The sequence below is a fragment of the Brevibacillus sp. SKDU10 genome, assembly GCF_001645205.1.
Lineage (GTDB): Bacteria > Bacillota > Bacilli > Brevibacillales > Brevibacillaceae > Brevibacillus_B > Brevibacillus_B halotolerans.
Genome location: NZ_LSSO01000195.1, coordinates 36,466 through 60,103 on the forward strand (window position 1 = coordinate 36,466; position 23,638 = coordinate 60,103).

The 23,638-nt window shown below is 42.8% G+C and carries 22 protein-coding genes; 7 read left to right on the forward strand and 15 right to left on the reverse strand.

Features of this window, described 5'->3' with window-relative positions:
- The first annotated feature begins 19 nt into the window (after window positions 1-19).
- Window positions 20-745, forward strand: a complete 726-nt coding sequence (locus tag AYJ08_RS19750) for a response regulator transcription factor (RefSeq protein ID WP_064019129.1) — start codon at window positions 20-22, stop codon at window positions 743-745.
- A complete protein-coding gene (locus AYJ08_RS19755) occupies window positions 742-2,559 on the forward strand; it encodes a sensor histidine kinase (RefSeq protein WP_064019130.1) in 1,818 nt (605 codons plus the stop codon). The genes AYJ08_RS19750 and AYJ08_RS19755 overlap by 4 nt, the downstream gene beginning before the upstream one ends.
- Before the next feature lie 146 nt (window positions 2,560-2,705).
- On the opposite strand, the gene AYJ08_RS19760 is transcribed toward AYJ08_RS19755, so the two are convergent.
- The gene (locus tag AYJ08_RS19760) at window positions 2,706-4,706 is read right to left on the reverse strand and encodes an oxidoreductase (protein WP_064019131.1); all 2,001 of its coding nucleotides are present in this window, start codon (window positions 4,704-4,706) and stop codon (window positions 2,706-2,708) included.
- A gap of 114 nt (window positions 4,707-4,820) precedes the next feature.
- Between AYJ08_RS19760 and AYJ08_RS19765 the strand changes: the two genes are divergently transcribed.
- The gene (locus AYJ08_RS19765) at window positions 4,821-5,747 is read left to right on the forward strand and encodes an NAD(P)-dependent oxidoreductase (RefSeq protein ID WP_064019132.1); all 927 of its coding nucleotides are present in this window, start codon (window positions 4,821-4,823) and stop codon (window positions 5,745-5,747) included.
- A gap of 19 nt (window positions 5,748-5,766) precedes the next feature.
- Here the strand turns inward: AYJ08_RS19765 and AYJ08_RS19770 are convergent, their stop codons facing one another.
- From AYJ08_RS19770 to AYJ08_RS19795, 7 genes are all read right to left on the reverse strand, one after another.
- Window positions 5,767-6,231 (reverse strand): hypothetical protein, encoded by a 465-nt coding sequence (locus AYJ08_RS19770; RefSeq protein ID WP_064019133.1) that lies wholly within the window; start codon window positions 6,229-6,231, stop codon window positions 5,767-5,769.
- Window positions 6,232-6,336: 105 nt separating this feature from the next.
- Window positions 6,337-6,639, reverse strand: a complete 303-nt coding sequence (locus tag AYJ08_RS19775; RefSeq protein WP_031412395.1) for a hypothetical protein — start codon at window positions 6,637-6,639, stop codon at window positions 6,337-6,339.
- A 393-nt stretch (window positions 6,640-7,032) separates the two neighbouring features.
- On the reverse strand, window positions 7,033-8,532 hold the full coding sequence (locus AYJ08_RS19780) for an LCP family protein (protein ID WP_064019134.1): 1,500 nt from the start codon (window positions 8,530-8,532) through the stop codon (window positions 7,033-7,035).
- Window positions 8,533-8,863: 331 nt separating this feature from the next.
- Entirely contained in the window at window positions 8,864-9,007 is a 144-nt protein-coding gene (locus AYJ08_RS24130) for a hypothetical protein (RefSeq protein WP_003340095.1), read from the reverse strand.
- Between the two features lie 118 nt (window positions 9,008-9,125).
- A complete protein-coding gene (locus tag AYJ08_RS19785; RefSeq protein WP_064019135.1) occupies window positions 9,126-11,162 on the reverse strand; it encodes an SEC-C metal-binding domain-containing protein in 2,037 nt (678 codons plus the stop codon).
- Between the two features lie 110 nt (window positions 11,163-11,272).
- Window positions 11,273-11,491: a hypothetical protein gene (locus AYJ08_RS19790; RefSeq protein WP_003340098.1), complete on the reverse strand. Its 219-nt coding sequence runs from the start codon at window positions 11,489-11,491 to the stop codon at window positions 11,273-11,275.
- 23 nt (window positions 11,492-11,514) lie between these two features.
- Window positions 11,515-12,486 (reverse strand): hypothetical protein, encoded by a 972-nt coding sequence (locus AYJ08_RS19795; RefSeq protein ID WP_064019136.1) that lies wholly within the window; start codon window positions 12,484-12,486, stop codon window positions 11,515-11,517.
- A gap of 376 nt (window positions 12,487-12,862) precedes the next feature.
- Between AYJ08_RS19795 and AYJ08_RS19800 the strand changes: the two genes are divergently transcribed.
- Window positions 12,863-13,477, forward strand: coding sequence for an undecaprenyl-diphosphatase (locus AYJ08_RS19800; protein ID WP_064019137.1), 615 nt, complete (start codon window positions 12,863-12,865; stop codon window positions 13,475-13,477).
- 72 nt (window positions 13,478-13,549) lie between these two features.
- Here AYJ08_RS19800 and AYJ08_RS19805 read toward each other — a convergent pair whose 3' ends face one another.
- From AYJ08_RS19805 to AYJ08_RS19825, 5 genes are all read right to left on the reverse strand, one after another.
- Entirely contained in the window at window positions 13,550-14,701 is a 1,152-nt protein-coding gene (locus AYJ08_RS19805) for a glycerate kinase (protein ID WP_064019138.1), read from the reverse strand.
- A 36-nt stretch (window positions 14,702-14,737) separates the two neighbouring features.
- On the reverse strand, window positions 14,738-16,006 hold the full coding sequence (locus AYJ08_RS19810; RefSeq protein ID WP_064019139.1) for a GntP family permease: 1,269 nt from the start codon (window positions 16,004-16,006) through the stop codon (window positions 14,738-14,740).
- 186 nt (window positions 16,007-16,192) lie between these two features.
- The gene (locus tag AYJ08_RS19815) at window positions 16,193-17,350 is read right to left on the reverse strand and encodes a sugar diacid recognition domain-containing protein (RefSeq protein ID WP_064019140.1); all 1,158 of its coding nucleotides are present in this window, start codon (window positions 17,348-17,350) and stop codon (window positions 16,193-16,195) included.
- A 131-nt stretch (window positions 17,351-17,481) separates the two neighbouring features.
- Complete coding sequence (locus tag AYJ08_RS19820) at window positions 17,482-18,768, reverse strand: ArsB/NhaD family transporter (protein ID WP_064019141.1); 1,287 nt, start codon at window positions 18,766-18,768, stop codon at window positions 17,482-17,484.
- A 170-nt stretch (window positions 18,769-18,938) separates the two neighbouring features.
- Window positions 18,939-19,907, reverse strand: a complete 969-nt coding sequence (locus AYJ08_RS19825) for a helix-turn-helix transcriptional regulator (RefSeq protein WP_064019142.1) — start codon at window positions 19,905-19,907, stop codon at window positions 18,939-18,941.
- Window positions 19,908-20,046: 139 nt separating this feature from the next.
- On the opposite strand from AYJ08_RS19825, the gene modA reads away from it, so the two are divergent.
- From modA to AYJ08_RS19840, 3 genes are read left to right on the forward strand one after another with little or no spacing between them, the layout of a single operon-like run.
- Window positions 20,047-20,877, forward strand: a complete 831-nt coding sequence (gene modA, locus AYJ08_RS19830; protein WP_064019143.1) for a molybdate ABC transporter substrate-binding protein — start codon at window positions 20,047-20,049, stop codon at window positions 20,875-20,877.
- A 54-nt stretch (window positions 20,878-20,931) separates the two neighbouring features.
- Entirely contained in the window at window positions 20,932-21,621 is a 690-nt protein-coding gene (modB, locus tag AYJ08_RS19835; protein ID WP_022586457.1) for a molybdate ABC transporter permease subunit, read from the forward strand.
- Window positions 21,622-21,652: 31 nt separating this feature from the next.
- The gene (locus AYJ08_RS19840; protein ID WP_064019144.1) at window positions 21,653-22,330 is read left to right on the forward strand and encodes an ATP-binding cassette domain-containing protein; all 678 of its coding nucleotides are present in this window, start codon (window positions 21,653-21,655) and stop codon (window positions 22,328-22,330) included.
- Between the two features lie 58 nt (window positions 22,331-22,388).
- Here AYJ08_RS19840 and AYJ08_RS19845 read toward each other — a convergent pair whose 3' ends face one another.
- Entirely contained in the window at window positions 22,389-23,336 is a 948-nt protein-coding gene (locus AYJ08_RS19845; RefSeq protein ID WP_064019145.1) for a 3'-5' exoribonuclease YhaM family protein, read from the reverse strand.
- 2 nt (window positions 23,337-23,338) lie between these two features.
- A partial coding sequence (locus AYJ08_RS19850; RefSeq protein WP_157452897.1) for a YkvA family protein occupies window positions 23,339-23,638 on the reverse strand: 300 nt, incomplete at its 5' end.

A 23,638-nucleotide genomic window follows, 5' to 3' on the forward strand; every position in this document is an offset into this window, starting at 1 on the left:
CATAAAGGAGGAATGGTGCATGCTTCATGCACAACTTTTGGTGGTGGACGATGAGCTAGCCATCGGTAAAATGCTAAGAACCGTTCTTTCTAAAGAAGGATTTGAGCATGTGGATGTGGCAACCTCAGCCGAAGATGCCTTGAATGCCTGTCAGAATAAAACCTACGATCTTATCCTATTGGACGTCATGCTGCCTGGAAAAAGCGGCGTAGAGATATGTCCATTACTGCGAGTGTATACCAATGCTCCCATTCTGTTTTTAACGGCGAAAAATACCGATTTAGACAAATTATCCGGCTTTGCGGTGGGTGCAGACGATTACATTACCAAACCCTTTCATCCTTTAGAGGTGGTAGCCCGTATAAAAGCCCATCTACGTCGTTACCTACAATCAACAAAACGAGAACCCATAGCAGTAAATCCGACCACCGTCTATGATTTTGGCCACTTTCAATTAGACGAACAAGCTGGAGAAGTGAGAGTCGCTAATAAGGTTGTCGATTTCCCCGCTCAGGTTTATCAGCTCCTGCTATTTTTATGCCAGAATCCGAATCGGATTTTCAGTAAACAACAGCTTTACGAGCATGTCTGGGGGCACAATTCCTTTTCTGATGACAATACGGTAATGGTGCATATTCATCGGATTCGTGAGCGAATTGAACCAATACCAAGTAATCCAATCTTTCTAGTTACGATTAGAGGACTTGGTTACAAGCTACTCCAGCGTGGGGCTAAACCAGTATGAATATGAAAAATCGTCTCATTCTTCAATTCATTTCCTTATTATTAGTCGCCTCCTTCATCTCGATTGGCTTCGTCACGGTGGCTTTTTCATTTATGCACGCTAAAATCAATGAGCTAGAGATGAGCCGGGATTTTACTCGTGCAGGTTTATCCAATTTAGTAACCACCCTGCGCTTAGAGAACGGAAATATTATTTTTGATCCCGATATGCTGGCTCAGGTGAAAAAGTCTGGAGGCTGGCTGCAAACCATTGACGAAAATGGAATGGTGACCTCCAGCTACTTGACCCCTCCCGATGTGCCGAATCACTATAGGCCTGGAGAAATTCATGCCATTTGGAACGGGGAAAAGCAGTTTCCATACTCCCTGTACATCTGGATCGAGCCGAAAGATGGCGTAACCTACACACTCTTATATGGGGTTAAATATAAGGAGGCAGAGCTGCTTAAACAAATTAGCAAAGCTGCAACCCTGCAATCAGAGAGTGTAGCTATTCCCGCCTCCTTGGAGCAGGAACTGCTTCAAAGCAATATGTGGCTTCAACTCCTTGATGAAAACGGAACAGAAATGGCTTCCTTATTGAAACCACCTAATGCCCTGAACCACTATTCTGTACAAGAATTAACTCTGAGGATACAGTATCCAGCACGCTATCAGGAGCGTCTTTTTACCACCTATGATGATCAAACAAAACAAACCTGGATTCTCCATGCACCTGTCACTGCTTCGGGGACTTCTACAAGCTTGATTTCTCTTTCCTCCGAAGGTCAGATTGCTGGGGTCACTATCATTGTCCTACTGATTGCTATTATTACGGTATTTTTATTATTATCTCTTTGGTACGGACATCGGTTTGGCACGCCTATGCTACACTTGTTAGAATGGCTGAATCAGATCGCAAAAGGAACCTATAAGGAGCCCCAAGACAGAAATGGTCTATCTAAAAGTCTCACCAAGTCCGGTCACTATAAACGCAACTATCGCATTTATCAGGAAGTTATGTTCTCCATGCACCATCTCGTGGCATGCTTACAACGTAACAACGAAATCCGAAATCAATTAGAAAAAACTCGCGAGGAATGGATAGCTGGAGTCTCGCATGATTTAAAGACTCCTCTTTCCTCCATATTGGGTTATTCCAAAATGCTGGAGAATAAAACCTATGAATGGACACCGGAGGAAATTCGTGATTTCGGCTCAATTATGAGCGAAAAATCTGCTTACATGGATGCGCTGATAAATGATTTGAGCATGACCTATCGTTTAAAAAACGGAGCTTATTCGCTTACTTTTACCTCTCAAGATATTAATGAGCTTGTTCGGCGTTCTATTATTTCCTTTTTGAATCATCCTCAATTTCAGGAGGCCGCACTTACCTTTCGTCCGGCTTTACCAACGATTCATTATCCTGTAGACTCGTACGCCTTTCAGCGCATGGTTGATAATGTGATTGCAAATGCCATCCTGCATAATCCTGTAGGTACATCTATAGAGATTTGCTTACTAGCTTGTGAAACGGATGATCCAAATGCAGAGGGCTTCACGTTAACGATTCGCGATGGTGGTACAGGAATGAATCCCGAGATTGCCCACCAATTATTCGAACGCTACTATCGGGGAACCAATACAGACGGTCTGACTCAGGGAACTGGATTAGGCATGGCAATTGCCAAAGAATTAGCATTGGCACATGGAGGAGAAATTCAGGTGGCAAGTGAGCTTGGGAAGGGGACAGCTATTGCGTTTACATTCCAAAAAGAGAAGGATTTATTGCCTTCTTATCACCTAAAAAACCTCTCCACCCACAGTAATTAATACGAGTGGGTGAGAGGCTTTATTTATGTTGTACGTAAGGCATTGCATGATTTGTATGCGACAAAAACAAATAACGTATGGCTTAATTGACTTTTTGTACAGCGAAATACACTTGTTCTGAGTATCCTTTTGAACGGTAGGGTACGCTATACTTCTCTCCCTACGCTCATGCCCTCCCATATGGCTCGTTTCGCATCCAATTCCCCAGCTTCCTTCGCTCCACCAATCAGATGAACCTTCATTTCTGCTGGCAAAGAATCCGCAAGCATGCGATTCGGTGTGCTTCCAGCTGCTATTATCACCGTATCTGCCGGAATGATTACTTCTTGTCCTTTCTCTATAATACGAACGCCATCTGGTAAAATTTCTTTATACTCAATTTCCGTTTTCATCACTACTCCGTGTCTCTTTAACAACGCTAGAACGGCCCAGCGAGTGGTTTTGCCTAATCCCGTACCAACATGTTTACCTCGACGCAAAAGCGTGATAGAACGCTTGTTATATTGCATGCTACCATATGATTTCGCTGACACGATCCCATACTCCGCTAAATATTGACCTGCTTCTGCTGAAAGAGTGGTGTTCGTTACCAGTAGATGTGATAAATCGCAGGCAATTCCCCCTGCTCCAATGATCACTACCTGCTGACCCACTGGCACCTTTCCTGTAAAGACATCGGCATAGCTTACGACATGCGGCAGCTCCGTCCCCGGAAGCTCAGGTGATCGTGGTATTACCCCGGTAGCAAGGACGACTTCATTTACCCCTTCAGCGACAAGCTTATCGCTGGTGGCCTCCTCTCCCAGATGTACCTTTACCCCTAGTCTACGTAGCTCATTCTCGTAGTAGCGGAGCGTTTCCTTAAATTCGCTCTTCCCAGGAACCTGACTGGCAAAATTAAGCTGTCCCCCTAAACGATTATTCCTCTCCCATAATGACACGTCATGCCCACGCAATGCCAGCACACGCGCTGCCTCCAGCCCAGCCGGACCTGCTCCGATAACTGCCACCTTCTTGGTCTTTTCCGCTGGTGTAATGCTAATGTCCCATTCACGACCTGCTAATGGATTAACTAAACAAGAAGCTGTTTTTCCTTCAAAAATGTGGTCGAGACAAGCCTGATTACAGGCGATGCATGTATTAACCTCAGCAAAACGCCCTGCTCTGCTCTTGGCTACAATATACGGGTCTGCCAAAAAAGGCCGAGCCATGGAAACAAGGTCACTATGTCCCTCGGCAACGATTTGATTTGCCAAACGAACATCGTTTATGCGATTACTAGCAATAACCGGAATGCCAACCGCCGCTTTGATTTCCTTTGCTACCCAAACATATGAAGCGCGAGGAACCATCATAGAAATAGTGGGCACTTGCGACTCGTGCCAGCCAATGCCAATGTTTAAGGCATCAATACCTAGTTCCTCCAGCCATACTGCAAATTGAACAGTTTCTTCTAATGTCGTACTGTTGGGCATAACATCAAGCCCAGACATTCGAAAAAAGACAGGATACTCTGGACCAACCGCTTTCTTAACCTGCCTAGCTATCTCCAATCCAAATCGCGCACGTCGTTTTAAGTCTCCTCCCCATCCATCTGAACGCTGATTGGTCACAGGTGACAAAAATTGATTAATTAAGTACCCCTCTGAGCCCATGATTTCAACTGCATCAAAGCCTGCTTCCTTTGCTCGGCGGGCTGCATCTGCAAAAGCTTGAATGGTATGTAAAATTAATTCCTCATCCATTTCAATAGGGGCAGTTCGATTAATAGGTGCTTGTAATGGAGAAGGAGCTACAGGGTCGAGACCTGTCATTTCCTTATAAGCATAACGCCCCGCATGAAAAAGCTGTAGCGCAATCCTTCCACCAGCTGCATGGACAGCACGAGTCATATTATACAGTGGTGGAATATGCTCATCTGCATAGATGTTCGTAAAGCCTGCTCCGCCACCTCCCTCTGGCAACACTGCGGCCCCTCCCGTAACAATTAAGCCTGCTTCTCCCTTTGCTCGTTCTACATAAAAAGCAGTAAGGCGCTCATATCCATGATCTAATGCTTCCAAGCCCACATGCATGGACCCCATAATCACACGGTTAGGGAGCTGTAGTGTTGCAATTTGAATTGGTTGAAAAATATGTGATAGCATCCGATATCCCCACTTTCCATTTTTGAATGAATGTTCACTCATTTCTCTACGCACTTCAAAAATTCCTTTTTTTCTGACTATGATTGTTTTGCCCTGTTATAATAAAAGGTAAGCATGACCTATGCAAAATTGGAGGAGATTACACTGGATACAATTGGATTTATTGGACTAGGTACGATGGGACTACCTATGGTACAAAATTTACTAAAGGCTGGATTTCCTGTGCATGTTGTTTCGAGAAGTCGCGGCCCTATAGACAAAGCTGTTTCTCTAGGTGCCGTTGAAGCTAAAAACCCTGCCGATCTGGTGGAAAAGGTAGATATTTTACTTACCTGCTTACCTCTTCCCTCTACGATTGAAGAAGTTTATTTTGGCGAAAATGGCATTCTAAGTGCTGATCTGACAGGAACATTGGTGATTGATCACTCCACAATAAGCCCGTTATTAAATCAACGCGTGTATGACGCTATCACAGCAAAGGGAGGATCTTACATGGATGCTCCGATCAGCGGCGGTCCAATGGGAGCTACTGCTGGTACCCTAGCTATCATGTGTGGCGGATTAGAAAACGATTACGAACGAGCTAAACCAGTCTTTGAAGCACTCGGAACAAATTTGTTTTACTTAGGAAAAATCGGTAATGGTAGTATTGCTAAGCTGATGAATAACTATTTGATTGGCGTACATACGACTGCTTTAGCAGAAACCTTCATGTTGGCTACCAAAGCAGGGGTTGATACCACTCAGTTGTATGAGGTGCTGTCAGCAAGTACGGGAGATAGCAAAATGCTGCATCGAATCGTTCCATTGGTACACCAACGTGATTTTGATGCACGCTTTAGCAATCAATTGTTATACAAAGACATGCGCATTGCTGGAGAATTAGCAGAAGCCTACGAGCTGGACATGCCGATCAATAAGCTGGCTGAACAAATGTATCAGCAAGCTAGCGAAAAATATCCAATGGAGGATATGGCCGCTTTATTTAAAATTTATGAAGAAAAGACCGGAATTATGGTAAAAGAAAAGGCTCTCGATTGAGAGCCTTTTCCTTCATAGGTTAATAAACAATACGCACCAATTTTCCTACATGTGCTGCCATATTTGTAAGCACTGGCTTCCATTCATCCTGCTCATCCATTGGATTGAGCGGAAGCATAAAATGAAAATCAGCAACCCATTCCATCTGCGAGTCCTGCTCTGGCGATAGCATGCGCTTTTTGCTTGTAAAAGCGATCTCTGGCACAATGGCTTTAGCAGCTTGCCATAAAGCATTGGTATCTCGTCCATCTACAAGATAAGTAACCTCTACTTCAATTTCGCACATTTTTGCTTCTTCAAGCGGAAATAAGTGAATAACGGCTACTGGTGCACCTTCCCTTGCTTCATCCTCCATGAACCGCATCTCAACCTCGTGATATTCTTCCCCTTCTAAAATCGAACGTTCTGTTTTTAGTAATACCTCTGTGGTTACACCGTAGGCTGAAAGCTCTTCGTCTACTTTTGCTACCAATATATCTAACATCGTTTTTTCCTCCTCATGATGCACTTCATCCATCATACTGAAATCAGAGGAAGCCGTAAAGCAAAGAAACCGCTTTCACAAAGCAATAGCCTTTTACTTTCTCATTCATAGTGTTGGATGGCAGTCCTTTTTATTTAGAAATTCCGACAGCCATATCCGCCTGACATCTTTATTTGGACAGTATCCCAGCAGATAGCTATCTCCTAGCATATACTTTTCTTTTAGCCACTCCTTATGCTTACGGAAGAAGGCATTCTGAAATTCAATTGGCATTTGTTGATATTCTTCCAACGCAGAAGGGTGTTCGAGGAAATAATCTTCATCATACAGGATTTCATCATCGTTCTGACGACTAATAAAATACAAGAATAAAAGAACAAGGCCCGTATTCACCAAAAAAAGTGTCATACCTATCTCCCCTTTCCCTTACAGCCAATGTCATTCGTTCAAAACATACAACCCTAAAAATATTCTGATTGTTCCTTTTATTTTATCATGATTTTTCTCTTTGGTAACTACCTCATATCCCTTTGAAACAATTTATTTTGGAAAGGATTGATTCATTCAAAGCATCAGGGCCTGCCACCAGTAAATCAACCTTTTATAATCTTTCCCGGGACATGAACATTTTTTTATCACAGGCACCTTTCCTGAAAATACGATTCCGGCATAGGTTTGTACATAGTTATATACCCTTATTAGCAAAAAAAACCAGCTGGAGTTCTCCAGCTGGCATGCTATTATATTATTTGTTGCTATGAGTATTCTAAAACCTCTATTTCCCACTAACTATCAGTCTTTTTAGGACACCTGGCTCTCTGGAAGTGTTACCTTTCCAACAGAAGGTGAGCTCGAACCAGCTGGCGGCGTAATATTTACCGGTGGAGGCGTCATTTCGTGATTAGAAGCTGGGGTATTTTGCTGGAAATTAGGTGCGTCAATAATATCGGCTGGCGGTGAATTACTCTCCGACTGTCCTGAGCTTCCATTATTGTTATCCCATCCATTATTTCCGGAATCATTTGCACCATTTTGTCCATTACCATTTAACAGGTCTTGTTCGTTACTTTGCTGCTCATTCCCATTTTTGGTTGTATCGGAGTCTTTCGCTTCCGATTGAACTTTGTTACTTGATTGCTTAGATTTCGTCGATTCCTGCTTCTTTTTCGATTTGGAATTATTTACATATTCCACTACTTGATTATCAAACGGAGAGTCGTTGTAATCAATTTTGGCCACCTCGTTGCTGTCTAGCCTCATAGCAGCTTGTAAGGTTTGGCGAATCTCATCTTTTTTGCTCGTTGGTAGCAATGTGTAGCTTGTACTTGAGCTCCAGAAGGCTCCACTGTCTACTACCATAAAATTATCCATGTTAAAGCTTTTAAAATCATTGGCAATGCCTAGTATTTGTTCCTTGCTAAAATCAGTGTGGATATGATCACCAGTTGTTTCAATCACTTTGGGCAATTTAGCAAAGCCTTCGATCGACAGCATCTTATTCATAATCGCCTTAATTACTTCCTGCTGACGTTGGTTTCGATCAAAGTCATTGGAATAATACTTGGTACCGCGATTATCGTGACGATGTCGCACATAATCAAGTGCATTCTTACCATTCAGCACCTGGCGCCCCGGATTAAGGTTAATATGGGTGTTATCAGTAGGATCGTCATATACAAGTCGACGATCTATGTTGACTTCCACTCCACCTACCGCATCCACGACTGCTTTAAATCCATTAAAATCAACCTCAACATAGTGGTTAACCGGAATACCTAGCACCTGCTCAAGCGTTTTTTTCGTTAGGGTGATCCCATTTTCGGTAGGTGTTTCCCCTTTTGCTTTCGCCTGACGGCGCTCAGCCTCTCCGTTGGCAAATACAGCATTCACCTTATGATATCCGCGGTAGCCTGGAATTTTGACTCGGGTATCTCGGGGAATGGAGATCATGGTCACCTTTTTCGTATCAGGATCAATAACCCCAACAATCATTACATCGGTATTAGCCGAGCCTGTCTCTGGCCTCGAATCTCGTCCTAACAGTACAACAGAGATAGGTTTGTTTGAGCTATAGCTTGTATCAGCAGGCAGCACATTGTTTACATCTTGATAAGGGTCTTCCGTTGCCTTATCCATAGCTTTATCGATTGTCTGGTACACATAATAGGCATAGGCCCCACCACCCAAAATGAGTAAGGCTAACAGGGTGAGAAGAATTATGCGTAGCTTTGTCTTCTTTTTCTTAGGTTTCTTCGGTTTGGAAGCGGTGCGCTTACTCGTGTTCGCAACCGTTTCTTGCATATGTAATCAGTCTCCTTATGTGACAAATAATCTTGTCACTCGCAATCTATGTTCCTTTGTTAAGACAGCCAACACCTCAGAAAGGTTACACTTAACATTACAACCCAAGCCTCTTGTCTCACAATTCCCATCATTATAAATTGAGATTTCAGGAAGTGAAATAGAGCTTTTCACCTATTTTTGCTAAAAACTACATCCTCTATCATATCACAAGCATGTGGTATTTTGTAGAAAAATGTCTATGAAATCAGAAACCCCTTTCGCTAATAAGAAACGAAAGGGGTTCGGAAAAGTGAAGATAGCCAGATATGATTTGGAGTTAACAGATGAACTATTGCATCCCGTGAGGTGCTTGGCTAAAGCCCTTTACCGGCTTGCTTTCATTCTCATGCTTTGCATTTTGCCCAGTATGGTGCGCATCTCCGCCATGACGAATATGATACTTATCGCTTTTGCCTTTGATTTGCTTTGCCATCTGTTCTCCTCCTTTTATCTTGCTCTCTTATTGTGTGAGTATCCTTGCTTCTCCATTCATAGGGGCCATAAGCAAAACATCCCGCCTCACTCAGATAGCAAGACGGGATGAATATGAATTACGCTTTTTGTTTAGTAGCAGCTATCACCAATTCAGTAATAGCGGGTGGATAAATCTCTGGGGCACCATAGAGACGGAGTGTACCATCCTCTACAAGCCCAGCGATAGCAAATATGCTCCAGCCCTCGCTCATCACTATTTCTTGTTCTGTTACAAATGATAGTTGTTCACCATTTTGACGCATCAAGGCATGCTCAGGTTGTTTTTTCCCGGCATAAGCTAACATTTCTTCTAGAACCGCCTGCGGTTGCAGAGAGGATTGGTGTAGAGAATGATTCGCCTCCTTGGATAACAACGTGCGCATACGATATGCCTCAGGCAGATCCTCTTTAAGCTGACTAATTAAGTTCAGCATATCAGCAGTTAATAAAGTCTGATGCTTTTTATCTAGCCATTTGAAGAACGCTGTTAGAACGGAAAGCAGATTGTTCGCCAAAGTTTTGGACGGCGTATCAACACGTTCCAACACATCATGCGCTAAGAAATAAGCAACATGCTGAATACGTAATGCGTTCCAATCAAAAGTAGGACCAAAAGCATTACGAATAAATGTACGGAACAGGTTCATCGTCTCATCGTATTTTTTCATCGTTAGCTCAGATTTTCCTGCTGTCATTTCCTCTACGAAAGAAGCTATGTCAGCCAGCACTTCTGGGCGAACCGTAAAAATACTCTCCGGTAAACCTTCGATTAACGGACGATCCAACAGATTAGCAATATGATGCAAATGATTCGGCATGGACAGTTTGGTCTTTAGCACTTCAATATTCATAAAGCGCGCAATGCCTTGTCCCATCGCTTCCTCATGCTCTAGCTTGTCTAAGATTTGAGTAAGGACATTTTTTAACTCTTGTTTATCAGAAGCGGCTACCAGCAATGGTGGTACATCCTGAAGCTCCATCTGAGACGTCTGCAACCACTTCTCTGTAAAGTAACTCTGAACTGCCCATTGTAATACTTTAGGCGGTAATGTAGGCGCACTTGTGATGAATAATGTACCCTTCGTCAGCTTTGTTCCTGTCGAGCTTAATCCATTAATCGCTATCTCTTCAGTTGGGGCACCTAGCTGAAGCGCATCACTTGCCTGTTCAACGCCTGATTTATAGCCTTCAATCGTTAGTCGTTTTTGTTCTAAAATCAATTCTGCTGCAATTTCATGAAGTTCCAACAAAGCACTGTCTAGAGAGCGAATCAGGAATTCATCCTTTTGCGAAGCATATACCCAAGTCTCTTGAGAAGGCTCTTGCTTTTTGGATTCAAAAGACCCGTGTGTTTTTAATAAGCGTCTGATTTCAGGAGCATGCACGCCTTCATAAACAAAGCGAACCATACTCTCTTCCTCAGGCTCCTGCTCATAGCTTACACCCTGCTCATTTAAACGCTTGTAAAGAGCTAGTGATACAGCTTCTCTACCGGAGCTTTCCATATTTTTCACTATCGTTAGCAATTCATTTTTAAGCGTAGCGCTTACCATGAGACTGCCTGAGAAGATAGAATCACGATAGCCTAGCGGAATTAATCTAGCAAGCAAGAGTTGGCCTGGCTTTAGCACAACAGATTGGGAAGAGATTAGATTGTGCTCCTGATTGGTGTACAAATCAATAACAACAGTCATATCTTCTGTAACGGATGTAATCTCATATAGACCTAATTGAAGATGTAATAAACCTTCTTTTATCTCTTGGTCCATTCGTTTACCGTATTGAGCGATGAAATGTTCAAGGACAGAAACACCCTCGTTTTTCACATCGAACACATACCAATTCATAAAATGGTCCATCCAGCGTGGTTGGAACAGCTCTTTTAGGGTAAGGCCCGTTTCTTGTGCAAAACGGTCTCTAGCCCTGCTTATTTCTATATCGTTGACATGCTGCACCACATATTTCGTTAGACGTTCTGTCCAAGTAGCAAACTCTTTGCGGAGCTTTTGCTCGCGAGCCATGCGTACCTGAGCAATGTCCGTCACAACACCACAGCACTTTTTATATTTCTTACCGCTGCCACATGGACACAGTTCATTTCTACCGACTGACATGGGGGGTTGTTTCTCCTTTCGACCCAGCTAACCTTCAGCTAGGAATTGCCACAATCCTTCTAGTTATATCGCATTTCCTGAATTGATTGCAAGTTATTCTACCCGAATGCCTAGTAATCAATACTCATATCCGTGTATGCTTCCCATTTTTCAACAAAATGCTGCAGCTTTTTAATAAGCTTCTCAATTCTCTCACGTTCAGCAACACATTCAGATATGGCTTCTAATTGATTAGTGGAAAAAAATTGTACCACCATTTTTTCCATATGCTTTAAGCGAGCCTCATACTGCAAAATGATCTCACGGATCACATAAAATCTCTTTTCCATGCAAATGGACTCTTCTGCCTTCATTATTCTTGATCAAGTGTAGTCACAATATTTTTAATGTCGGCAACTACCTGTTCGTTTTTATGTTTTTCCTTCATCAAAATTTCAATGGCGTCCATGTTACTCTCTTGGAAATGAGAAATTACCTCTTGGGACATTTCGGCATTACGTTGATCCAAAAGGGAAACTGCCTTATTTAATAGCTGTTCTACTTCTGCTAAAACGTTTTTTGTTTGCGTTGTGATCATGATTTTTTCCTCCTGTACGGCCTCTAAATTTTTTGCTTGTGGCTCGGTTTGGTCAAGTGCTAGCTGATCGTTTTCGATCACAGTCTCTGCCGTAGCTACTTGTGCCTGCGCAGTTTGCATTTCATGTACAGCTTTTGCTTTATTGTCTTGGCCATTTACATAAATGTTTTCGCCACTAACTGTAAAGCGACCGTCCAATTCCGGTACAAACATGCTTTCTTTGATAGACAGCTTCAACTCATTTTCCACCATGTGGAACAAAAGGCGGATAGATAGTCTGTCGATTTCCTTGCTAACCAAAAATTCATAAATGGAGTCATTAGCCAGTTTCCATTCAGCAAGATACCAGCGTTCATCTCCAACGTATTGAACGAAACGCGGGTCTTTATCCAGTATCAGCAATTTGGTGATCTGATTCCAGGAAAAATGGGTATGTTGACGCAATTCACGCATCATTTGGTCTAAATTTTTGGGAGAATGAGATTTTCTCACAAAACGATATGCCTGATCAAATAATTGATGTGGTTGGTATGTAAGCTCTAGGATCGCTTCGGTTCTGCCAACCTTTATGGGCGAATCAGTAAGCTGCATGGCTTCGGAGAGGATTTCTTCCGCGCTTTTTCCATTTGGCATAAAGTGTAATTGCTCTTCTAAGCGCGCAATGATATCAGTTCTTGGAAGTGAACGCTCCCCTGGCCGAAAAACCTTCTTGATGTAACTAGCGATGGTATATGTTGGCCTATTCATGAAACATTCTCCTTCTGCATTGCAAAGACTTTCCACAAGACGGAATAGTAACCTATATTCTACATCAAAGCAGAAAATCCTACATTTACTATTGTTTTTTTATGACTGAATGTGATTTTGTAACAGCCCAGCCATCATTGTAATCGTATACATGCCTGTCCTATCTAGGTTTCAAACATTTTTTATAGAAACCTGCTTGCCCCGTAACCTTTTTCTTCCCTTAAACGTAATGGTAAATAGCCTATCGAAAGGATTCTTCTGTTTGTGACCTTAGATAGAGATTAATTTAGTAAGGATTGGTGGTGGATTTACTACCTTTACGGTATATAATGGGGGAAGGATTTTTGTCAGAGTTTATGAACTGGAGGAAATAACCTTGGATTCTACTGTTGTACAAGCCCTCAGCTCCTTTGCTGGTTCCTATTCAGTTGTCGGCTGGATTAGCATTTTTCTAGCTAAATATGCAGAATACCTCTTTTACCTGAGCATCCCCGTTTATTGGTTTTTTGGAAATCGTAAAAACAAACGGATGATTATCCAAACAATCATTGTCTGTTGTATTTCCATGGGAATAAGCTGGGTGCTAGGACATCTCATCTATCGCGACCGGCCGTTCGTTACGCTGCCACTGACACCATTGGTACCGCATGATGCGGATGCTTCTTTTCCAAGCGACCATGCGACAGCAGCACTAGCTATCGCAGCTACCTACTGGTATTATATCAAACCAAAGGGTAAACGCTTCTGGATGGTTCTCGCGGTTGGTGTATCCCTTTCCCGCGTGTTCATTGGTGTGCATTATCCAACAGACGTTTTGTCCGGTATGGTTCTTGGGATGAGTTGTGCTTATGCTATTCATCGCTTACTTCCAAGATTCCCTCGCGTAGTAGGCTTAATTGATGAGGGTATTCTTTTGTATGAAAAAATCGAGAGTGCCGTCATACCGCCTAAAAAATCAGCTACACGCAAAAGACATCACACGATTGAATAATGACCAATAAAAAGCCCTTTTTATCACTTGAAACTTCAGCAAGTTTCCTGATAAGAAGGGCTTTTTGTTTTCCTATTTACTCTTCTGCCACAATGCTCCTAGTTTCAAGGACATTGCCACATTGCGCGCCGTCCGTTCCATATTTTGGGCTCCTTCTTGCAAAATCTCTTCCAAGGGAGCTAAGTGAGGAATAATCGGGAATAAAAGATCAATTCCATGCTCGTGTACAATCTTACTCTCCTCAGTCACACAACCCGCAATGCCGATTACTGGAACATTGTAGAGCTTAGCCGTCTTGGCTACACCAATCGGAGTTTTTCCATGAATGGTCTGGAAATCTACGCGCCCTTCCCCTGTGATCACAAAGTCAGCATCCTGTACATGTTTATTTAACTCAGTTGCCTCTATTACAATTTGAATCCCGCGTTTTAATTCACATTGAAAGAAAGCTAGCACACCTGCTCCTAGACCACCTGCAGCCCCAGCTCCCTCGATTTTATCAACATCCTTACCGAGGTATTCTTTTAATTTTTTCGCATAATGGGCTAAATTTTGATCGAGCAGAGCTACTTGTTCAGGCGTCGCTCCTTTTTGCGGTCCAAATACAGCAGAAGCTCCTTTTGGTCCTGTCAAGGGATTATCTACGTCACAGGCCACCTCAAAGGTTACCTTCTGGATGCGAGGGTCCAGAGAGCTTATGTCGATTTCAACAAGCTTATGAAGCTCTCCGCCGCCATCGCCAAGCTCCTCGCCATTCTGATCTAGCAGCCTTACACCTAGCGCCTGCGCTGCACCAGCACCACCATCATTCGTTGCGCTTCCCCCTAAACCTAATATGATATGTGCGACACCTGAATCCAAGGCATGGAGAATTAATTCCCCAGTACCTCGCGTAGTTGTAATAAGCGGATTTCTCTCTTCGCGTGGCACCAGATGCAGGCCTGAAGCTGCTGCCATTTCAATAACCGCCGTTTTTTTATCGCCTAATAATCCATAGAATGCTTCTACAGGCTGTCCAATCGGGCCTGTTACTTGGCAAGTAACAATCTCTCCACCCGTAGCATCCACCAGCGATTGAACCGTTCCTTCACCACCATCTGCCATCGGTATCAAAACACACTCAGCGCTAGGGAAGACTTCTTTTACTCCTTTTTCAATTGCCTCTGCTGCCTGCATAGCCGTTAAACTTTCTTTAAAAGAATCCGGTGCAATAACGAATTTCATCGTCGTCTCTCCTCTCGCATGCTGTACTAGCTATTTTCATACCATAATTTGAAAAATACCGAATAACAGAGTAGAAATGATAGCAAGTACAAAGCCAATCACTGTCTCATAAGGAATTAAGCGTAGCCGTTCTTTCATTGCCATGTTAATGCTACCACCAGTAGCGTGGAAAAAGCTTCCGTGCGGCATATGATCAAACACAGTCGCACCCGCATGTATCATTGCCGCCGCTGCTAATGAGCTTACACCAAGCTCAACGATCGTACTACCAAATACAGAGCTTGCTACCACCGTGCCAGCTGTTGTAGAGGCTGTAGCCAAAGACATTAACGCACCGCTAATCGGCGCCAACAGGTATGCTGGAAGACCAGAAGCAGTCAAGGCAGAAATAATGACACCTTTTAGTTCTGAATTGGCGATAATTCCGGCAAGTGTTCCCGTTCCAATCAGCATAATGGCTACACCCGACATCTTACCTAACCCATATATTGTGTACTGATTCACTTTTTTTACGCGTCCCATAGCAATTGCTCCTACAAGCCCCCCCAAAGGCAAAGCAATTAACGGATCAATATTGATATCAAATAGAGGTCGCAAAGCTAGTAAAACAATGGCTGTAAACGGTGCCAAAATTGCTGTTCCAAAGCTTGGAAGCTTACTTCTATCAACTTCACTACTTTCGTTTGCCGCTACTTTGCTTCCTTTTTGCGACAGTCTTTTTGCAATCATGTAAGTCACAGCCACTCCAATGAGAGCAGGAATAATTCCTGCTGCCATCACAGAAGTCAATGGTACGTGGAATGTATCGGCCGCCGCGATTGTATTAGGGTTCGGCGACATGATATTACCAGCTTTCCCCCCTCCAATCATCGCAAGCAAAATACCCATCTTCGATATATCAGCTCGCTGCGCGATCGCCAAAGCAATCGGAGCTACGGTAATTACTGCTACGTCAATAAAGACACCCACCGCTGTCAGAATCATCGTTGCAATGGCAAGGGCTAGCAACGCTCTTGTTTCGCCTACTTTTTTTACAATAGTCTCAGCGATTGTGGATGCTGCTCCCGATTCAATTAGTACCCCAGCCAAAACACCTGCTGCAAGGATACGTAAGACAGCCGGTATAACACCCTTGGTTCCCTCAATCATAAGGGTAACGGTATCCGGCAAATTAACTCCGCCGATGACACCACCAATCAAGGCACCAGCAATCATTCCATAAGCAGGCGGCACTTTACGCAAAATAAGAACGATGGCTACAATCAACGCCGCTAATGCCCCAAAAACGCTTACGGTTACATCCATGTGTGACTCCTCCTTCTGACTTCAGCTCTATTTGTATGCTTTCTATCTCTCGTCTATATCATAGCGCTTTCATGAAAGCGGATTCATCAGCCACAAAAACAAAACTCCCGCCTCACGGACAGGGAGTTTTTGTTCATTTGCACAATAGGCTCCTTTCGATTGGTAAAATTGGAATTTGTTCCTTTTTTATGTTTGTTTATTTTTAAGCTTATAGAGCCACATAGCAAATTGTAATGATAGGAAGTCACTGATTCTTTTGGGGTCCTTTCCTGTGATGTCATAAATGCGTTGCAGTCGGTATCTAAGCGTATTACGGTGAATGACAAGCCGCTTTGCAATCCGATGCAGTTCTCCCTCTTCTTCCATATAAACGTGAAGAGTTTGCTGAAGCTCTCCACTTTTATCCTGTGTGATGAGATTTTTATACACCTTGATCAACTCTTCTGATTTCCAAGATTCCTGTACGGAGACCATCAGTGTTTCATTTAAAAAATCATCATAGTAATAAACGGTTAATTCTGGAGCCATCGCTTTACCAGCTACTAATGTATCCCGAGCAGACTCATAGCAATAGCGTAGCCCCTCTGCACCTGAAAAGGCTTTTCCAACTGATATTTTAATAGGCGTAATGAGTTGATTTTTTAGCAATTGTAATATTTGCTCAACACCTTCACAAATCGCTTCCTTATCCCGATAATGGCGTGATTCCTTTACTAAAACAATCTGTTTTGAATTCTTAATGGCCATCATTTCAATGGTATCACGCAGCTCCAATAAGCCAACCATTTGACGTAAGGTCGTGTAGGCACTATCGTCAGAAATCCCGATATCCACTAATTCAATGACAACCGCCACTCTCTTAATGGATAGATCGATTTGCAGCCGCCTTGCCTGTTCCTTCCATAAAGAACTATCCTGATGGTCGGAATGTATGATGGACAACAAAAAATCTTCCCGTAATCGTTTATCCAGCTTGGCCTGCTCTAGTAAGTAGGATTGCTCCAGAAACATCTCTGCTGTCATTTTGACAAGCTCTCCATACTTCGTCACCTCACGTGGATCACCGGTAATACCAATCACGCCCACTATTTCATTTTGAAATTGGATAACTAAATTGGTTCCAGCCTGAACACCAACCAGGCGCCTTACATCTTCCGGATACACCTCAAAGCGGCCTCGGCGCTCAATAGCAATAACTGCGCCTTCATGTTTTTGATGCAGCCTATTTTTATCTCCAGAGGCAATAATGTATCCTCGCTCATCCATTACATTGACGTTATAACCAATGACCTTCATCATCCGAGTAACAATATCCTGCGCGAGCTCTTGTGTGACTTGCAACACTCCGGCCACTTCCTTACCTGATCGATGTTTTTTTGCTCCATTATTATCTTATAAAAGAAGACTAGTAGCAAAAAACCACCGGCTAAGGCTCTCGCCTCTTTCGATGGTTTTTTAAGCATATCTACCTAATATTAAGCAAAGAAGAAATAACGTAGATACACATATATGTGAGATATGATCAATGTAATAATCGTGATCGGAAAAGCAACCTTGAAAAACATCCCAAAGCTAATTGGGTATTTCTCTTTCGAAGCCATTCCTACAACAATTACGTTAGCACTAGCTCCGATGATCGTACCGTTCCCCCCTAAGCAAGCGCCAAGGGCAAGACTCCACCATAGTGGCTCCAAATTCGTAATCCCAAGGCTTCCCATCTCTTTAATCATAGGGATCATTGTCGCTACGAATGGAATGTTATCAACAAAAGCAGATGCAATTCCACTCATCCACAGTATGATAATCGATGTTTTCAATGTATCGCCCTGTGTAAATTCGATTGCTTTTTCAGCTAGGGAAGCTATAACACCTGTGTTTACCAGACCAGATACCAATACGAACAATCCGGCAAAGAAAAAGATTGTATTCCATTCTACTTTCAGCAAAGCTTCCTCTAAATAATGCTCTCCTGTTAATAGGAGTAATAAGAACGCGCCCACTAATGCAATCGTGGCTGATTCTAGATGAAATACACCATGCAAGCCAAAGCCAATAATCGTTAAGGCAAGCACTGTTAATGATTTTTTTAATAAAGTAGGATTTGTTAGCTCCTGCTTTTCATCTAGTAGCATTAGTTTTTGCTGTAATTCTGGAGTTGTTTGTAATCCTTTTCGATAAACGAGTAACAAATAAATAATGACAACTACTAAAATAATAGCTATGACTGGAGCCATGTGTATGAGGAAAGCCATAAAGGTCAATTCCGGTACAGCGCTCCCAATCATGATATTTGGCGGATCACCAATCAGTGTCGCGGCCCCCCCTACATTAGAGCAAATGATCTCACTAATCAGATAAGGAATCGGGTTTACATTCAACTGACGTGCAATACTAAATGTGATAGGCACCATGAGTAGAACGGTTGTTACGTTATCCAGCAAAGCTGATGCCAGAGCAGTAATTAAGCTTAATGCAATCAGGATTTTAACCGGATCGCCCTTTACCGCTTTAGCGGCTTTAATGGCTACGAAGGTGAACACACCCGTTTGTGCTGTTATGCTCACGATGATCATCATTCCGATTAATAAGCCTAATGTATTAAAATCGATATGATGAATTCCTTCCTCCTGGGTAACGATACCCGTGAGGATCATGAGCAATCCCCCTGCCATCGCAACAATTGTACGGTGCAGTTTTTCGCTGATAATAAAAGCGTAGGTAATGAGAAAAATCGCAATTGCTAATAATGCTTGATTATCCACTTGATAACCTCTCTTTCTTTCCCCTGAAGTTTATTTTGTTATATTATCCAAAAGCTGGATGTAAAAAACGACAAAAAGAGCCCATCAAATGACAGGCTCCTCCATAACACATTCGTATCAAGTTATATCCTATAGAATAACGGGATTTTGATCATTTGTAAAGTAATTTATCACCAAGAATGAATAGGCCCCTTCAGCTTGATCTCACCCGTGAGCGTTACATCATAGCCCCCGATAGCCTGTAGTTCTTGTTTAAAAGCCTCACTTTGCAGCAATTTCAGGAGACTGTTTATCCAATAATGACTTTGTTGTGTAACCAGCATAACTAGATCATAGTGCTCTTGAATTAAAGGAATAAACTCCACGTCTACAATTCTTGCAGCTTTTTCAATGCCAATCCCTACGTCTGCGGCTCCCCTCGCGACTGCCGTTGCGACTGCTAAATGACTATGCTCTACATGATTAAAATACCCAGATAGTCTGGCTGGATCAATCTGATGAAGACGCAGTTGCTCATCTAATAAAACCCTTGTTCCAGAACCAACCTCTCGATTGACTATTCTGACTCCTGACTTTTGTAAATCAGACCACGTGCGTAGCTGTAAGGGATTCCCCTTTGCTACATAGAGACCTGCTTGGCGAGCCATCATATGAACAATCAGATATGGTCGACCTGTTAATACGCGCTGTACATAAGGCAAATTGTAGGTCCCGCTGTCACCGTCAAAAAGATGTGTACTCACAATCTGCGCTTCTCCTCGATAAAGAGAGACCAAGCTATTTAAGCTTCCTTGGTAGGAACGAAGCGCTCTTATACTGCCTGTTTGCTTTTCTAGCTGAGAGGCTAACAAATCTAGTGCCATATCCTGTCCACTAATAATAATGGATTGAATCCCACCAGACGATGGTTTATCTGCTGCGATAGGTTTTCCTACTTGTGAAAAGGAGGTGGTGTTAGCGGTTTTTTTCGATTTTGTTTTTAGCTTGTAGGATTCCAGATCGCTTGCATCTACTCGCATCTGTCTACCAACACGATAAGCAGACAGCTCTCCCTTTTTTATGAGGTCATATACTGTCAGCTTGGATACTCGCAAAATATTAGCAACCTCTTCAGTCGTATAGGAGATGTTTTGCGTCATTGATAGCCTCCTTTTCAAGTATTAAATCTTTACTAGTAAAAATATCTTATCATAACTAGGAATCCAAGCTATAATGTTCTTAATTAGTTATATCTAAATATAACTAATTATAACTACTTATATTGAAGGAGAGTCTTTCATGTTAACATCACGCCAGAAAAAACGCTTCCTGAGCAGTTTGGTCAGCTTCTCCTTATTACTGGCTACTGTAGGCTGTTCTACTCCGGCTCCATCAGCCACTCAACCTACTGGTGATTCGAAATCCCCGCAAACCAAAACAGAAATCTTTGTGTCTGCTGCAGCAAGCATGACCGATGTGCTACAAGATGTAAAAAAAGAGTATGAAACCAAGCATCCTGAAATTACATTGACTTATAACTTCGGTGGTTCAGGTAAACTTGCCAAGCAAATTGAACAGGGAGCCCCAAGCGATCTCTTCATCTCCGCTAGTTCCAAGGATATGAAGACGTTAAAAGAGAAAAGCCTGATCATCGAGGATTCCCAAACCGAATTAGTTACGAATGAAATGGTATTAATTGCTCCTAAAGAAAGTACCATCTCCATCGATTCGTTTGAGAAAATAACACCTGAAACAGGTAAGCAGTTTGCGATTGGTGAACCAAGCTCTGTCCCAGTCGGTCGTTACACAGAGGAATCCTTGACAAAATTAGGTCTGTGGGAAAAAATGAAGCCGAACATGGTGTATGCAAAAGATGTTCGTCAAGTTCTAACCTACGTTGAGTCAGGTAATGCGGAGTTGGGTGTCGTATATAAAAGCGATGCACTTACATCTGATAAGATCAAAATCCTAGCAACTGCCAAGCAAGATTGGCATAGCCCTATTGTCTACCCGGCCGCCTTGGTAAAAGCTACACAGCATCAAAAGGAGGCTCAAGAGTTTTTAACATTCCTAACCACTGATTTTTCGAAAGCTGCCTTTGAGAAATACGGTTTTCATCCTGTAAAATAAGCGATTTTCAAGCTTACATATGGGCAAAGCAAATTAAAGTGAGGGTACTTTTTTATGCCTGACATCTCTTATTCCCCGCTCTACCTGTCGTTGAAGGTAGCGGGGATTTCGACTATTGTTGTATTTATCAGCGGATTATTTATCGCCTATTGGTTCTCGCGTCGTCAATTTTTTGGCAAAAGCATTCTCGAAGCATTGTTTCTGTTGCCTCTCGTGCTTCCTCCCACTGTAGTAGGCTTTGGTCTGCTTCTACTGTTTGGTAAAAACGGGTTAATCGGAAAATTTTTATTGGAGGCTTTTCAATTTCAAATTGTATTTACTTGGGTAGGAGCGGTGATCGCTTCTGCAGTTGTATCGTTTCCCCTGATGTATCAGGCCGCCCATGCCGCCTTTCAAAATATGAATCGGCGCTATGAGCAAGCCGCTATTATGCTTGGCGCTTCTGCTTGGAGGGTCTTTTGGACTGTCACGTTTCCGTTATGCTGGCCCGGGCTTTTGGCTGGACTTGTACTTTCCTTTGCCAGAGCGCTTGGTGAATTCGGAGCAACACTCATGCTAGCTGGTAATATTCCTGGGAAAACAGAAACACTTCCGATCGCCATCTATTTTGCAGTGGAGGGTGGACGTATGGAAATCGCAGCCTTTTGGGTCGCTATTATCGTTGCCATTGGCTTTAGTACCATACTCTGGCTTAACTGGTGGAGTAAACATACATTAAATCGTCATACGCAGTTTAAAGATTAAAAAAGTCACTTTACGTAGATGAGGTATTTCCATGCTACAGGTTCAGATCATGAAACAACGTACGCATTTCGCATTAGAAGTATCATTTACTGTTCATAACGAAATTGTTGTCCTGTTTGGCCCATCCGGTTCGGGTAAAACCAGCATTCTGGAATGTATCGCTGGATTGCTCACACCGGATGCTGCTCTAATTTCATTACACGGACAAGAACTATGCACTCCAGTAAGTAGCGTTCCTCCCCAAAAACGAAATATCGGCTATGTCTTTCAGGACTATGCCTTGTTTCCTCACATGACTGTTGAAAAAAATATTTTATACGGGATTGATTCAAAAAAACAGGCTGTTGACAAGGCCTTCCTAGAGCAAATCTGTGAAACGCTCGGGATTCGTCATCTGTGGAAAAGCTTTCCTACTAATATCTCAGGCGGAGAAAAGCAACGGGTAGCATTGGCCCGTGCTCTAGCAGTCAAACCAGCTTTATTGCTTTTAGATGAGCCTCTCTCAGCCCTAGATCCTGCAACAAGAGCAGAGTGTCAGGACGAATTGCTTCGCCTGCATCAGCTCTGGAATATTCCCGTTTTATTAGTCACACATGATGAGGCAGAAGCGTACAAGCTGGGAAATAGAATCTTACGCTTACGTTCAGGAAGGATAGAAGAGGAGGTATTGCTTCAATCTCCCGTATCCGTTACTCCTCAAAAAAGCTGAGGTAGGAACCAGCCTACATCAGCTTTTTTAATAGCCTGACACGTAATTGGGGAATCGCTTAAAAGCCTCTCCACACCTTCCGTTTTAACACAGGTGCATAATGCCATTCTTCCTCTTCTGACATCTCCTGTAAGGTATTGCCTAGCGCGTTCATTTTACTGTCAATTTGATCAAGGTAGTGGAAAATAACAGCAGTAGGTGTCTTACCGGACACAGCGCTTCCCCATCCCATTTCCAAATCGCCATGATGACTTAAAATGCAATGCTTCAGATGCAGTACTTCACTATCATCTAATGGTATAGCTAAGTCTGTACATGCCCTCGTCACCATTTCTACTCCCATAACCAAATGACCAATCAACTGTCCTGGAGTGGTATATTCTGGGGCTACCGGATCAGATAACTCATACAGCTTGCCAATATCGTGCAAGATGCAGGTGGTAAGCAGCACATCACGGTCTACCTGTGGATATAGCGGCAGCAAGCGTTTGCCCAAATCTAATAAAGAGACTACATGTTCTAATAAGCCTGAATAATAATGATGATGCATTCGAACGCCCGCTGGAAAAGAGCGCATCCGTTCATACACGTCTTCCTTCCCGATCAGATGTGAGATAATCGCTCTCAATGTAGGGCTTTGAATATCGGATATATGACTCTCCAGCCGTCCCCATAATTCATCTACAGCATATTTGGAAGTAGGGACCAGCGATTCCATTACAACCTCGTCCGCAGGAGTAGCGTGACGTATACGTTGAATGACTAATTGCTTTTTACCGCGATACATCTGTACCTGTGCATCAATTTTAATAATCGATTTTACTTGAAGATTTTCTTTAAGCTCATCGGTAACATCCCAAATCTTTGCAGGCAAGCTGCCAGATCTGTCACCAATCTCTAGATTCATATATTCGCTCTGGTTGCTAGCAACGCCAATCTCTCTACTTTTAACGAGACAAAAGGCGATTACGCGTTCTCCCTCCACATAATCAGCCAAAAATTTCATATCTAATTCCCCTTTGTTTTGTGGAATAGGAGGGCATCAATCCTCTTCAGGATATGAGTCCCTACTAATTCATCCGCTTTCGAAATAACATCCGTAATCACCTGTAGCAGGTTATCTTTTCCGTTCCAATGCTCCTGTACGATGACCTGCTCCGTGCTGCTAAGAATCTTGTGTAAGGCATATACCGCTAGCACTATATCATCTAAATAACCAATAGGGCCTGTCAAAGCCTCAGGAATTAAATCTACAGGTGAAATAAAATAAGCAACAGCAAGCGCTGCTATAGCCTTTGCTCCCGTAGC